The following is a 14,321-nucleotide window of genomic DNA, read 5'->3' as shown; positions in this document are numbered from 1 at the left end:
TTAGTTTCCCCCTACGATTTCTCTCATTTTTTCTTCAATTACATGTATGTCATCACCTTGAAGTGGACGTGGGTCAATGTCAAAGAATCCTTGTCTTACTCCATAATCACGTGTGTAAATTGCGATTTCCCCTTCGCGTAATGCTGTTACAACGTCTTTTGCTGATTTATTTAACTCTTTCTCGTTAATATGAATACGCGCTCTAAAGATTGCTCTTCCTGCTTCATCTTGAACGATCGTTACATTTACACCATTTAATTCTTTTAGCGGCATAAGTACTTGTAATAACTCTTTTTCTTGCTGGCTCTTATCTTCTTTTACTCCATACTCATCAAGCGCTTGAAGTAAACCGAAAGTCGTCTCTTTCCCAACTTTCATACTTCTTCCGATGCAATGTAATTGCACTTTCAGCCACTCGATATATTTTCGTTTCCCGCCAACAATACCAGAAGTAGGTCCTTCAATTGCCTTTGAACCGCTATAAATGGCAAGGTCTGCATACTTCACATATTTTTGAATATCCTCTTCAGCTGCCGCATCGACGATAAGTGGTACGTTATTTCGCTGTGCAACTTCCCATGCTTCTTCAACAGAAATCATATTTTTTTGCACGGCATGATGGGATTTCACATATAGAATTGCTGCTGTATTTTCACCAATCGCATCTTCAATATGCTCTGCTTTCCCTTCATTTGCATAGCCAACTTCTACAAGCTTACCCCCGCCTAAGTAAATCATCGTTTCAACAGGCGCACCGTATTGAACGTTATGGCCTTTTAACATAATCACTTCGTTTTTCGCGATGACCTCTTGATGAAGTCTTTCACTTTTACGGCGATTTCCTTCTGTAACGATACCAGCGATAGAAAGCGCAATTCCGCTCGATGCTGAATTCACAACGACTGCTGCCTCTGAATCTAGAATTCTCGCAATATGGTCTCCTGCTTTATCTACTAAATCTGCAATTTCCACATAATTTTGTCCACCATGTTTCATCGCATCCATAACTGTATTTGTAGGAGCGGATACACCTAAAATACTCATTCTACCGCTCGCATTAATCACTCTTTTTAATCCGTACTTAGCATTCAATGAATGACCCATTGATTACAACCCCTTTCGTATCAATTCTTCTTTCAGCAATGCGCTGATCCCCTTCTGAATCAATTAACGTAATCGGTTCATCTTTCACCGTAAATAAAGTTAAGTTTGCAATATCGCCTTCTTGAATACGGCCAAGCTCTGGTTTCTTCAGCCACTCTGCCGCATTTTTCGTCACCGCATTTATTACTTCTTCTAGCGGATACCCTAAGTAAAGGAATTTCGAAAGAACGTGAGCCATACTATACACTGGACCGTCTATACGATTCTTCCGGTAAATGTCTGTACTAATTGTATTAAAGGCAATGCCGTGACGCTTCGCCGCTTCTGCTACTTTAAAAGAAAAACTAGCATTACCGTGACCAACATCTAAATGAACACCGCGCTTCACTGCATCTATTAATACAGGTAGCGGTTTGCCTTCTTCATCAAATAAATTATTTTCTTTCCCGTTTAAGTAATGTGTAATCACATCATCTTTTTCTAAAAGAGGTACAACTTCCTCAATGCGAGGAGGCGCTGAACCGATATGTACCATAATCGGTAATGATGTTTCACGAGATAACGAGCGTGCAACATGAAGCGGTTCAATTCCGCTGTCACAAACGACACTTTTACTCATTCTCGCCTTTAACCCAACGATTACATCTTTATACTTTTCTACTGATTCTATTACTTTCTCTTTATCTATCCATTCCATATTGGATAATTCATCAATTCGTTTCAAACCGATGCGAGAAATATTTAAAAAGGCAAATAAATTCGTTTTTGCCTGCTCTCTACTTTTTACTAAATCTGCAATGCGATCAGCTCCGCAGCTACCCGCATCAACAATTGTCGTTACCCCTTGCTTAACGCCAATTTCATCCACCTCATCGCCATACGGATCAAACTCTGGAAAAGCATGAACGTGTAAATCAATCCAGCCACTCGATACGTACGTACCCGAGTAATCAAGAACCTTCCCACCCCCGCCAGAACCAGCTTTCGTCACCTGTGCGATTTTATTATTTTCAATTACAATGTCAATCTCTTCCCCGTTCACACGTTTCACATTACGTAGTACGAATCGTTCTGTCATTGTATTTCCACCCTTTTCTATAAGAAGCCATAAGAATACGCTTACATTAAAGTTTCATTTTATATCTCTTTCACACGTTTAGCGTAACACAAAAAAAGGGAGAAGTAAATATAACGTTATAATGTTTGATTTTATATTAAAATGAGAGTTTCCATTACATATTCGGACAACCTATAAGCAGGAGGGATATTCATGGGATTTCGAATTTTATTATTTATAATTTTAATTACTTTGTCTATATCAACAACGGTTAGCGCAGCCCCTCCATCACTCACGGCTGCATTTATCCGGGACCATCAGCTATGGATAAAGACAGGAAATCAAGAAATACAAATCACAAAAAATCGATATGTGTATTCTCCAAAATGGTCTTATGACGGTAGGTTTATTGGCTATATTGATAGTGATGAAGCGGGTAAAGAATCTAACTTATTCATCTATGATACGGAAGATAAAATAAACTATCAGCCTTATGTAAGAGTCGTAACATCTGACTTTAAGTGGTCACCAAACAAAAATCAATTGGCTTACACTGATCAAGGTTTATTAAACGTTACAAAAATTAAAAACGGTCGCCCACAAGATTTTGAAAATGTATCACTTGGGGTTAGTGATTTCGAATGGTTCCCGAACGGAAAGGAATTTATCGTCTCCTCACAATCCTGCTTGCGTCCGACCGGATGGGGCAAGATTCCACTTTATTAAAATACCAGTCGATGCAAATCTTGCTAAAGATAAAATAAAGCCTTTTTATACGATTCAAACAAATGAAACTGATTTATTTGCGATTAACACTAACTATTTCAAGTGGAGTTCTGATGGAAAGTGGCTTAGTTTTTTGGCTAGTCCTACTGCCTCCTTAGCAATGGATAGCAATACATTATGTGTTATCTCATCAAAAGGGAAACACTTTCGAACGATTGGTAACATGCTATGGTTCAAAGACTGGATGAAGTGGGCTCCATCAGCCAATCAACTGGCCTATATTTCAGGAGAAGGAAGATTTTTTGTAGAAAATAAAAAATTTACAGTTGCAGACATGGTAATAGCAAAACAACAAAAGGTCTACACACCTGTCGGTTATGTAGACCTTGATTTAGAATGGTTTTCACCAAACAAAGTGGTTGTGGCTCGTGCAAAAGAAAATAAGGCATGGAAAGAAGGCCTTGTTCCGACGATGTTTACAACACTTTATATGATCAATATAAAAACAGAAGAACAGAAACAAATCTCGTTCCCAAAACAGAATGAACGTGATGAAGACCCTCAAGTTATTCGCCCTTATCTTACTTGGCTTCGCAAGAAAACAAATGAATATAAAGGCGATGTCTGGGTGAAGGATAGCTTACATAGTCAGGAGTATATATGGCTGAAGAATGTTGATGAGGCTCCGACTTTTTTTACTCTGACTAAACTTCATTGAAAATATGTTAATTACAATCCTAGTCATATAAAAATTTGTACCTGTTCCTCCATTTTGATTCTCCCGCATGGGAGAATCAAAATGATCTATTCCTGAACCGTCACAATAACCCCATCCATATTGTTGCCCGAAATTTCATACTGCTTATCCGCTGGAACATTCACTTTCCTATTCCCGGACACTTTATAATAAGAAACCGTATATTTCTTACCTTCCACATCGGTTGTGATTTCTTTTTTCTCTTTTAAGAAGTCCAAATATTCCTCTAATGTAATTTTCTCTTTTTGCATAATCGCACTATGAGGTAATCCGACATAACGTATATGCCACGGCTCATATTGAATGCCTGTAATATGACTTTTATTTTTCGGATAACGTAAAACAAAGCCATGCTTCCATACGTTCTCTTCAATCCACTTTCCTTCAGGGGCTCTCTCCATCTTCTTTTGCGTAGATCCAACATCCAGTGATAATCCTAAATTATGTTCACTATATCCTGCTGGAAGTGCATAATCAGAGCCCATTTTTTCATATAACTTTTCTTGCTCATTAAAATCTCGATATCCGCTATTCATTAAAAAATGCTGTACACCATCTTTCCCAGCTGCATCGACAACGTTCAAAAACTTGCTCACAACATCCTTTGATAAACGAAGATTTCTATCAAATATCACATAGCCTCTTACTAATTCACTATTGTGATTTACATTTATAATATCGGATCTAATACTATCTTTTTTAACGGGGTAATCTTTATTAACTAATAATAGATTACCTTTATAAACTTGTTCTTTTGTAACCTCTACCTTTTCAATTTTCGCCGATTTTACCTTATTATCTTTTCCCGCAATTTTAACATCGATCTCCTTTTGAAATAACGGTGATATATAAAAGCCTACACAGACTGTACATAATATAAAAAGAGAAATAAATACCCACTTTTTCATTTCTAGTTCCTCCTTAACGTGACTTACGTATAGAATAGAAAAAACTATTAAAATAAAAAGTGGGGTAAAGTTTAAATTTTTATTAAATTGCTTAGCTTTCTTCTTTTGGTAATCTTACTTCAAATATCGTTCTAATTACATTACTTTCAGCAGAAATCTTCCCATCATGCTGTTCAACAATATTTTTCGCGATAAATAAACCAAGGCCTGTACTACCTTGTTGCTCTGACCTTGCTTTATCACCTGTATAAAACATATCAAAAAGATACGGTAAATCTTCTTCCGGAATGCTATCTCCGTAATTAATAATTTGTACGACTACCTCTTCACTCTCAATATATGCGTTCACATCGACAAACTTTCCATCATACCCGTAACGAATCGCGTTCGTTAAAAGATTTTCAAATACCCTCGCTAATAATTTTCCATCACCGCTAATAGGTAAATAAGAATCCATGTTCAATCTCGCTTCTAAACCCTTTTTCTCTAATAACGGATACAATTCTTCCTCTAACTGTATAAGCAATTCACTTATATCAATTGGTCTTTTGTCCAGCTGCAACATCCCATAATTCATTCTCGTAATTTCAAATAATTCATCAATTAAACTTTCCAGCCTTTCGGATTTCGTAAAAGCGATTGTGGAAAAATGTTTAATTTGTTCTTTCGTCAAATTCTCATCTTTAAGAATTAAATCTAAATAACCTAAAACAGATGTTAACGGCGTTCTTAAATCGTGAGCTAAGTTAACAATAAGCTGGTCTTTACTACTTTCCGCAAAGTCTCCTCGTTCCACTGCTTCCTTTAATTTTTCACTCGCTACATTTATTTCACGTGCGATATATCCAAACTCATCATTTGATGAAACGTGCACTTCATTTGTAAAATCTCCGTTCGCCAAATGGTGAATCCCGTTTGAAATCTCATCAAAATATTTTACATAAGGCCTAGTAAGGAAGAAGAAAAACATAATAGACAGAGGGATAAAAATAATTAAAAAGAAATTAACATCCCCAATTTGTCTTATCATTGAACGGAATTGGGCTAATGGATCTTCAAAACGAACGACTAATTTATAGTAGATCCGTAAGCCTTCATAAATGATATACGTTACCCCACCAGCTAATATCATACTTAACGCAAATAGCATAACCATCTTCGAGCGAAAGCTTCTCATCTTTTTAGCCATTGAAAGTATACCCTACTCCCCACACTGTTTTTATTAACTTATTCTTTCTTTTATCTTCTCCAAGTTTTTTCCGCAGTGTACGAATATGTACCATAACTGTATTTCCACTTTCATAATAACCTTCAGCCCATACTTGCTGAAAAATATTTTCCACATTGTACACTTTCTTCGGATGGCTCGCTAATAAATATAAAATATCAAACTCTTTCGGTGTTAATTCAACTTGTTCTCCGTACACATTTACTGTTCTTCGCTCAGGATCAATAACAACTCCGCCTACCTCTAAAGCAGATTTATTCTCCGCTACTTTCGGCTGATTTAACGTAAGAAATCGGCGTAATTGTGCATTTACACGTGCAACTAATTCAATCGGTGTAAAAGGTTTCGTCATATAATCATCTGCACCTAATACTAAACCTGTCACCTTATCAAAATCAGACGTTTTCGCACTTAAGAAAATGATTGGCATATGATGCTTCGCGCGAATTTGGCGCGTCACTTCATAACCATCCATTTTTGGCATCATAATATCTAAAACCACTAAGTCGATTGGCTGCGTTTTAATAACATGAATTGCCTCTTCTCCATCAGCTGCCTTCACGACGTGGTAACCTTCTTTTTCTAAATGTATCTCAATTAAATCAGCAATTTCTGCCTCATCATCCGCTATTAAAATTGAAATGTTCTTCATTTTACTCCCCCTTGTATACGCTCGATTGTAAACTAGTCTATCCAATTTGTACAATACGAAAAGGTTACTCACGGGAGTAACCTTAGTAAATGAAATTATATCGACTTACCGACAATTAACAACAAAATCCTACCGCTATTTGCGGGCATCCTGATTAAATTCACCGCTCCAAAACTATCCGCTGCTTCGTGATTTCCGCCAGCCTTCCTCGATTTACTTCATACTCAGTGTCAACACTTTGCGGTACAATCACCTTTCCGCCCTCAAGCATCACTTCCGGCGAAATAATATCCTTCTCCCAATGTCGGCTAGAGGCAGATATATCACCTGGAATCGTAAAGTTTGGCAGTGAAGCAAGCGCAACATTTTGTGCTCGTGAAATCCCCATCTCTACCATACCACCGCACCAAACTGGTATGTTATGCTCCATGCAGTAATCATGAATTTGAATGGATTCTGTTAATCCACCCACTCGCCCTGGTTTAATATTAACGATGCGGCAACTACCAAGCGTAATCGCAACGCGCGCGTCTTCTAAACTATGTATGCTTTCGTCTAAACAAATTGGCGTTTCAATTTTCTTTTGCAGTTGTGCATGATCCAGAAAATCGTAATCCGCTAACGGCTGTTCAATCATCATCAATTGAAATTCATCTAATCGCTTCAACTTCTCCGTATCCGCTAATGTATAGGCTGAATTTGCATCAGCCATTAACGGGATATGCGGGAATTCTTTACGAATTTCTTTCAATAATTCGTAATCATGCTCTGGCTTTATTTTCACTTTAAAACGCTCGTACCCTTCTTCTGCATACTTCTCAATTTGTTTTAACATGACGGGAATTGTATTGATACCAATCACAACGCCAACTTCAATTTCAGTCCTAGTTCCGCCAAGTAATGCCGCTAATGACTTCTTTTGACGCTTTGCATATAAGCCCCAAACAGCCCCTTCAATTCCGGCCTTTGCCATTCTGTTTCTCTTTATATGCTTGAACAAATCTGGTATTTCATTCGGATGAGAAATTTCAGCTTTCAATAAATCCGGTATTAAAAAATCTTGAAGTACATGTAGCGCTGTCTTCACCGTTTCTTCCGTATACCACGGTTCAGAGAACGCAACGACTTCGCCAAATCCAATGTATCCGTCCGTATCTTCTAATTCAATGACGATACTTTCACGCTTTTCATACGTTCCGTAGCTTGCAGCGAACGGAATGACGAGTGGCATTTCCGTTATATGAAGTGTCGCTTTTTTTATTTCCACTTACATCTCCTCCACTAATTGTCTTAACTCTCGTCTTAACAATTTTTTCGAAGCGTTTCGTGGTAATTCCTCTAAGAAACATGCTTTCTTCGGCACTTTATATTTCGCTAATTTCTCCTCGCAAAAATGCAGAATTTCTTCTTCTGTTACCTCTCCACTTTTTACAACAAAAGCAGCGGGTACTTGTCCCCATTTATCGTCAGTCATACCGACGACACCGGCTTCGGCTACCATCGGATGAGAGAGCAACACTTCTTCAATTTGAGCCGGATATATATTTTCACCGCCAGAAATAATTAAATCACTGCGGCGGTCTAATACGTATAAAAATCCTTCTTCGTCTAAATAACCGAGGTCACCAGTATGAAGCCATCCGTTTTGGATGGTTTCGCGCGTCGCATCTTCACGATTAAAATAACCGCCTGTTACGTTCGGTCCTTTTACTGCGATCTCGCCTTCCGTAAACGGCGGCACTACTACGCCATCTTTTTCAATACGAAGTTGGCACTGAAATAGTGGTTTCCCGGCTGATCCTACTTTCGTTAACATGTAATCTGCGGATAACGTACAAATTTGCGACGACGTTTCTGTCATACCGTACGTTTGATACACAGGAATTCCTTTATCTACACACGTTTCTAGTAGTGGTTTCGGGGCTGGTCCTCCGCCAAGTAACATGCATCGTAAAGAAGATGGATATGTCTCTCCTCCAAGTCTCTCTAATAAATCAGTTAACATTTTAGAAACGACAGAAATGATCGTAACACCTCTCGTTTGAAGTGCTTTATGAATAAAATCAGCATCATATTTCGGAACGAGTAAAATACGCATTCCGTACATAACATTTTTCATTAAAAGAGATAACCCGCCAACGTGGAACATCGGCATACAAGCTAACCAGCAATCATCATCACGAAGCCCTAAATTAAGCGAAGAACCAACCGCGCTTGCCCAGTGATTGCCGTACGTTAAAATAACGCCTTTCGGCTTCCCTGTCGTCCCTGACGTATAAATAATTGTCATTGCTTCTTCTAAAGAGAATTCTTCTTGTATAGAGGCTTCCGCCTTCGATCCATTCATCACTTCGGCAAATGAATATACAGGAACATCTTTAGGCTCGAAATCTTGATCCGTCACTAAGCATACAACTTCAGCATCATCCATTTGCCAAAGTAGCTCTTCTCTTGAAAGACGCGTATTTAAAAGCACAGCTACTGCACCTACGTAAGATAGGACGTGAATAACTGTAATCATCTCCATACCATTTTTCATCAGAACAGCCACCTTTTGCCCACGCTTCACTCCTACATGTGTGAGGTGTTCACAAACAGATACTACTTTTTCATGCAGCTGCATAAAAGTAACTTTCTCTTCCTCTATTTCAATTGCAATGCGATCTGGTGTTAAAAATGCACGTTGCATTAACCAATTTGGCATCGTCTCCATTATCCATTCTCCTTTCATGAAAGAAAGAGACTTGATATGACATCAAGTCTCTTAGTTGTTTTGTTTCCGGTTTGATCTCATCTAGCTACGCCTCCTAGCCCCTTCCGTCTAAGAACCTTCCGCCCGAGAAAGTAAAAAACACTTTCTGTGCGAAAGAACCTTAGCCTACGAGGCTAAACAGTCGGCTCCGCTTTTGATTTGATCACGGGAAACGAGGGAATTGACCGAAGTCCGGACTGCGTTTTTCTTTGAACGCGTCGCGACCTTCTTTTGCTTCGTCAGTTGTGTAGTACAATAACGTTGCATCTCCAGCTAGTTGTTGAATACCAGCTAGACCGTCTGTGTCTGCGTTGAATGCAGCTTTTAGGAAACGAAGTGCCATTGGGCTGTTTGCTAAGATTTCTTGTGCCCATTGTACTGTTTCTGCTTCAAGCTCTTCTAATGGTACTACTGTGTTTACTAAGCCCATATCAAGCGCTTCTTGTGCGCTGTATTGACGGCATAGGTACCAAATTTCGCGAGCTTTCTTATGGCCTACCATACGAGCTAAGTAACCAGCTCCGTATCCACCGTCAAAGCTTCCTACTTTAGGACCTGTTTGTCCAAATACAGCATTGTCTGCAGCGATTGTTAAGTCACATACGATATGAAGTACGTGTCCACCACCGATTGCATAACCTGCTACCATTGCAATAACTGGTTTAGGAATTGCGCGAATTAGACGTTGTAAGTCTAATACGTTTAAACGAGGGATTTGGTCGTCACCTACATATCCACCATGACCGCGAACTTTTTGGTCGCCGCCAGAACAGAATGCACGTCCACCTTCACCTGTTAAAATGATAACGCCAACATTTGCATCATCACGAGCGTGTGCAAAAGCGTTGATTAACTCCATTACCGTTTTAGGACGGAATGCGTTATGTACTTCAGGACGGTTAATCGAAATCTTTGCGATACCATTGTATGTTGAATAAATAATATCTTCGTAATTGCCTTCTTTTACCCATTCAATAGCCATTACAACTACCTCCTTGTATATTTCTGATCTCCTCTATAAGTGTAGCTTCCTTCTTAGATGAAAAAGCATCACTGCATAGTTTTTAGAAATCCCTTTACTATTGTATCAAACTTTTCCGGTTGTTCCACATGAATTGCATGGCCAGCACCATCAATTTTGACAAATTTCGCGTCAGAGACGCATTTTTCGATGTTTTTTAATATGCGAAAGAACTTTTCATCATACTCCCCGTTCATTAAAAGAACAGGCATTTTTAAGTTTTGCAGCTCGTTCCACCATGAAAGCTGAGCCCCTGTTCCCATGCCGCGCAAGCTATTTGCAAGTCCTTTTGGATTGTTAGCAAGTCTTTCTTTTCGCACTGCTTCTTGTACGTTTTGTGCTAAACATTTTTGCGTTTCAAACAGCGGAATATTTTCCCACATCGTTACAAAACTATTGATGCCTTCTCGCTCAATTTTATTGGCAAGTCGCTCATCTTTTACACGACGTTCTTCTCTCTCATCTTCACTTTTGAGTCCAGCTGTACAATTTTCTAATAAAAGGGAATGCACATACTCTGGATATAGACATGCCATCGTAATCGCCAGTCTACCGCCCATTGAATAGCCAAGTATGTGTGCTTTTTCAATATGAAGATAATCTAGTAGTTCTTTCATTTGCAATGCTGCATTTCGAATATCATAGTGAGTTACATCTTCAGGACTTTCCGTTTTTCCGTGCCCCACAATATCTACTAAAATGACTTGAAACTGTTCACTCCAAGAAGGAACGAAGGAACGCCACGTTTCCATGCTTCCCGTAAAACCATGAAGAAGTAGAAGTGGTTCCCCGCTTCCAACTACTTCATATTCATACGATACACCTTGCAGCGTTACGTTCATTTTGATTCACCTTGCAACGATGCAGTAATTATGTCCTGCGTTTTCGCCCACAATTTACGGTGCAATATTAAGTTTTCATCACGGTTCGTACAAATTTCTACAACGTGTAAACCTTCCTTCGTCGTTCCCTTTTGCACCTCTTCTCGGAATTGCTCCCAACCATTTACACGGCTAAATGAACCGCCATACATTTTGACAACATGCTCGTAATCAAGTCCAATTGGCGTTCCAAATAATGATTCGAAATGTTCCTTTTTCTCATATTGTGGTAAGAATGAGAAAATACCGCCACCATCATTGTTTACAACGACAATCGTTATATTTAATTCATGTAATTTTGCGGCTAATAATCCGTTTAAATCGTGATAAAATGATAAATCACCAATAACTAATACGAGCGGATCGCAAATAATACTCGCTCCTAAAGCTGTCGAAATGATTCCATCAATCCCATTTACACCACGGTTTGCCATCACTTGAATATTTTTATCTGATGTGAAGAAGAATGAATCTGTATCACGAATTGGCATACTATTACTCGCGAATAATGTTGCCCCTTCTGGTAGTACGCGGACGATATCCGTAATAACTTTCCCTTCAAATGCAGTTTCATATGTTTCCATTTCACGAAGCGTTTCCTTCGTTTTTTCGTTTATATGTTGCCACATTCCGAACCAATCATTCTGTTTCATAGCTGGTATTTTTTCTATTAGTGCCTTGCAAAATGCAGTATCACTTGCCTGTACAACTTCTGTCGCAACGAGAGCTGGGTCTCTCCATTGGCCAGATTCTTCAACAACGATATGAACGGCTTTCTTCTGTTTTTTAATGAACTGCGTTAATGCTTTAGAAACAGGCATACCACCAAAGCGAATTATAACTTCTGGCTTCCACGTTTCTTTTAACAATTCATTTCGTAAAAATGTATCGTAACAGTCGATTACCATCGTTTTATCGTGATGTCCGCTACGAATGTTCGAAAGTGGATCCGCTAATATTGGATATCCCGTTTTTTCAGCTAGTTCTGCCGCAAACGCTGCGATTTCTGAATGACTATCATCTCCACAAATAATAAGCCCCTTTTCCATATGTGAAAGGCGCCCTACAAGAGAATCTACATATTCACTCGGCATCATCACGTTCCCTTGCTGAACTACTCCTGTATATTCCCCGCGTCCTTTATCCCATAAACTTTCTAATGAGAAATCTGGGATAAGCGGCTCGCGAACTGGAAAATTAAGATGAACAGGTCCTTGCGGCGCTAGAAGTGCGCTTGCTATCGTGCGCTGCGTCGTCATGCGAGCATAATAATACATCGCTTCACTCGCTTCTGGAAGTGCCATCTCTGTAAATTGCTTCACAAATGTACCGTATAAATTGAATTGATTCATCGCTTGTGGTGCACCAACATCTCTTAATTCATGCGGTCTATCTGCCGTTAAGACGATAAGCGGCACTCGTGAATGAAAAGCTTCACATACAGCTGGATAGTAGTTCGCTGCTGCCGTTCCTGACGTACATAATAATGCAACAGGGCGTTTTTTTGCTTTTGCGATACCGAGCGCAAAAAATCCTGCTGATCTTTCATCTACATGTAAATATGTGTTCATTCCTTCATGTTGTTCCATTAGTAGAGCAATCGGTGTTGACCGTGAGCCTGGACTAATGACAACATCACATACATTTAGACGCGTCAGTTCATCCACGAACGCGCCTAAATAATATGATAATGCTTCTATATGATTGTTCATTTCATTAATTCCTCCAAAGCACCAAGCATCGGTCTAAACTTCAAGCTTGTTTCTTCATATTCAAGTTGCGGTACTGAATCAATTACAATCCCGCATCCGGCAAATAAGGATGCTTTCGCGCCATTTAATAATCCGCAGCGAAGTGCAACCGCAAATTCACCATTTCCTTCATCATCTATCCAGCCAATCGGTGCACCATATAACCCTCTGTCTAACAATTCAACATCACGAATCAATTTCATCGCTTCCAAACGAGGTGTCCCGCCAAGAGCTGGTGTTGGGTGTAATTCTTCTACCATTGTTAAAAGACTCGCATCGCCGTTTGCCTCTACAGGCGTATATAAATGAATTAAGTTTTTCGTTGTTAATAAGCCCGGACTTTCCGGAATATTAACGGATTCGCAGTGCTCATTTAGCACTCCTCGAATCATGTTCACAACATAACCGTGTTCAGCTAAATTCTTTTCATCATGAAGAAGCGCATTACTATTTCGTTTACTTTCTTCTATAGATTGACCATGACCAGTTGAACCAGCAAGACACATCGAAGTAAATTTCTCATCTTCTTTGCGTATTAACCTCTCTGGCGTCGCTCCTAAGAAGCATGCTCCTTTATAATCAAAAGAAAATACGTAACAATCCGGTTGCCCAATGCGAAGCGCTTCTAAAACAAGAGCAGAATCAATATGATGATCCATTTCTACTTTTAGCTCCCTCGCTAATACAACCTTCTGCACGTTCCCCTGCTTCATCTCATCTTGCACTGTCTCAATGGCCTTCATCCAGCCTTTCGGATCTACTTCTACTTTAGAAGTAACTGTTAATTTCGATCCCTCTAGTGCACATTTACTCTCCCAAAAAATTTTCTCTTCTAAAGAAACAATTTCGTTATAAAGAGTTTCTGCACAATCAGTTGCTGAAACGAATGTATTCATTGTTAACCATGCTTTTTCATTTTTTACAGTTAATAAAAATGCTGGTAGTGAAAATGTCGTATCATCAAATTCTTTCCATAAGTCGGTTTTCTCTTTTTCTTGGTCAAATGAAAATCCACCAAATAAAAGAGGACCTGTCCCAAATTCGTATCTTCCTCTTTGTACAAATGCTTTCTCTTTTACTTTATCCCACTCGTCACGAGCCGTTTGAAAGCGTTTGTGAGAAGAAGTTGCTATAGTGAAAACAGAGCCAATTCCAGCAAATATTACATGCTGAGCTGGGTCTGCAAAATAACATCTATTTTCGAATGAGATCCTTTTTCCTGCTGCATAAAACAGAAGCGGATCTATCCAGTCTATTTGTTTTACGAAGCTAACCAATATTTTTTCATCAGTTGCACGCTTAATGGCTGCACTAAGAACTTCTTGCAAGCCTATTTGTTTCGTTTGAATCACAATTGTCTCCCCCCTATGGGCGAAAAATAGTCATAATTACGCTTGATTTTAAGATACACCTCAAACGAAAGGCCTGTCAACGTTTAGCATTTCTGAGAAATTCACCTTCTCTTCCTAGAAAATAAACGTTGA

The 14,321-nt window shown here is 39.1% G+C and carries 11 protein-coding genes and 1 pseudogene; 1 reads left to right on the top strand and 11 read right to left on the bottom strand.

The window, feature by feature from the left end:
* Both ILT06_RS00175 and ILT06_RS00170 read right to left on the bottom strand, forming a co-directional pair.
* Complete coding sequence (locus ILT06_RS00175; protein WP_098101778.1) at positions 1–1,104, bottom strand: DgaE family pyridoxal phosphate-dependent ammonia lyase; 1,104 nt, start codon at positions 1,102–1,104, stop codon at positions 1–3.
* Positions 1,082–2,182 carry an amidohydrolase/deacetylase family metallohydrolase gene (locus ILT06_RS00170; protein WP_222654754.1) on the bottom strand — a complete coding sequence of 367 codons (1,101 nt, stop codon included), beginning with the start codon at positions 2,180–2,182 and terminating at the stop codon, positions 1,082–1,084. Before ILT06_RS00170 ends, ILT06_RS00175 begins: the two co-directional genes overlap by 23 nt.
* 192 nt (positions 2,183–2,374) lie before the next feature.
* On the opposite strand from ILT06_RS00170, the pseudogene ILT06_RS00165 reads away from it, so the two are divergent.
* A pseudogene (locus ILT06_RS00165) lies at positions 2,375–3,605 on the top strand (translocation protein TolB).
* Between the two features lie 86 nt (positions 3,606–3,691).
* On the opposite strand, the gene ILT06_RS00160 reads toward ILT06_RS00165, so the two are convergent.
* The 9 genes from ILT06_RS00160 to ILT06_RS00120 form a co-directional block, all read right to left on the bottom strand.
* Positions 3,692–4,552: a M15 family metallopeptidase gene (locus ILT06_RS00160; RefSeq protein WP_098101782.1), complete on the bottom strand. Its 861-nt coding sequence runs from the start codon at positions 4,550–4,552 to the stop codon at positions 3,692–3,694.
* Positions 4,553–4,643: 91 nt separating this feature from the next.
* A complete protein-coding gene (locus ILT06_RS00155) occupies positions 4,644–5,741 on the bottom strand; it encodes a HAMP domain-containing sensor histidine kinase (RefSeq protein ID WP_064474443.1) in 1,098 nt (365 codons plus the stop codon).
* Positions 5,734–6,432 (bottom strand): response regulator transcription factor, encoded by a 699-nt coding sequence (locus ILT06_RS00150; RefSeq protein WP_000790344.1) that lies wholly within the window; start codon positions 6,430–6,432, stop codon positions 5,734–5,736. The genes ILT06_RS00155 and ILT06_RS00150 overlap by 8 nt, the downstream gene beginning before the upstream one ends.
* 160 nt (positions 6,433–6,592) lie before the next feature.
* Positions 6,593–7,699: an o-succinylbenzoate synthase gene (menC, locus tag ILT06_RS00145; RefSeq protein WP_098101784.1), complete on the bottom strand. Its 1,107-nt coding sequence runs from the start codon at positions 7,697–7,699 to the stop codon at positions 6,593–6,595.
* Positions 7,700–9,145, bottom strand: coding sequence for an o-succinylbenzoate--CoA ligase (locus tag ILT06_RS00140; protein ID WP_098101786.1), 1,446 nt, complete (start codon positions 9,143–9,145; stop codon positions 7,700–7,702).
* A 202-nt stretch (positions 9,146–9,347) separates the two neighbouring features.
* Positions 9,348–10,166 (bottom strand): 1,4-dihydroxy-2-naphthoyl-CoA synthase, encoded by an 819-nt coding sequence (gene menB, locus ILT06_RS00135; RefSeq protein WP_000963888.1) that lies wholly within the window; start codon positions 10,164–10,166, stop codon positions 9,348–9,350.
* Positions 10,167–10,234: 68 nt separating this feature from the next.
* On the bottom strand, positions 10,235–11,047 hold the full coding sequence (gene menH, locus ILT06_RS00130) for a 2-succinyl-6-hydroxy-2,4-cyclohexadiene-1-carboxylate synthase (RefSeq protein ID WP_064474440.1): 813 nt from the start codon (positions 11,045–11,047) through the stop codon (positions 10,235–10,237).
* Entirely contained in the window at positions 11,044–12,798 is a 1,755-nt protein-coding gene (gene menD, locus ILT06_RS00125; RefSeq protein WP_098101788.1) for a 2-succinyl-5-enolpyruvyl-6-hydroxy-3-cyclohexene-1-carboxylic-acid synthase, read from the bottom strand. The genes menH and menD overlap by 4 nt, the downstream gene beginning before the upstream one ends.
* Positions 12,795–14,189, bottom strand: a complete 1,395-nt coding sequence (locus ILT06_RS00120; protein ID WP_098101790.1) for an isochorismate synthase — start codon at positions 14,187–14,189, stop codon at positions 12,795–12,797. The genes menD and ILT06_RS00120 overlap by 4 nt, the downstream gene beginning before the upstream one ends.
* Between the last annotated feature and the right edge of the window lie 132 nt (positions 14,190–14,321).

This window comes from Bacillus sp. 17RED48 (assembly GCF_019837545.1).
Lineage (GTDB): Bacteria > Bacillota > Bacilli > Bacillales > Bacillaceae_G > Bacillus_A > Bacillus_A wiedmannii.
The sequence above is the reverse complement of the archived record's forward strand: the minus strand, read 5'-3'. Positions and strand labels throughout refer to the sequence as shown.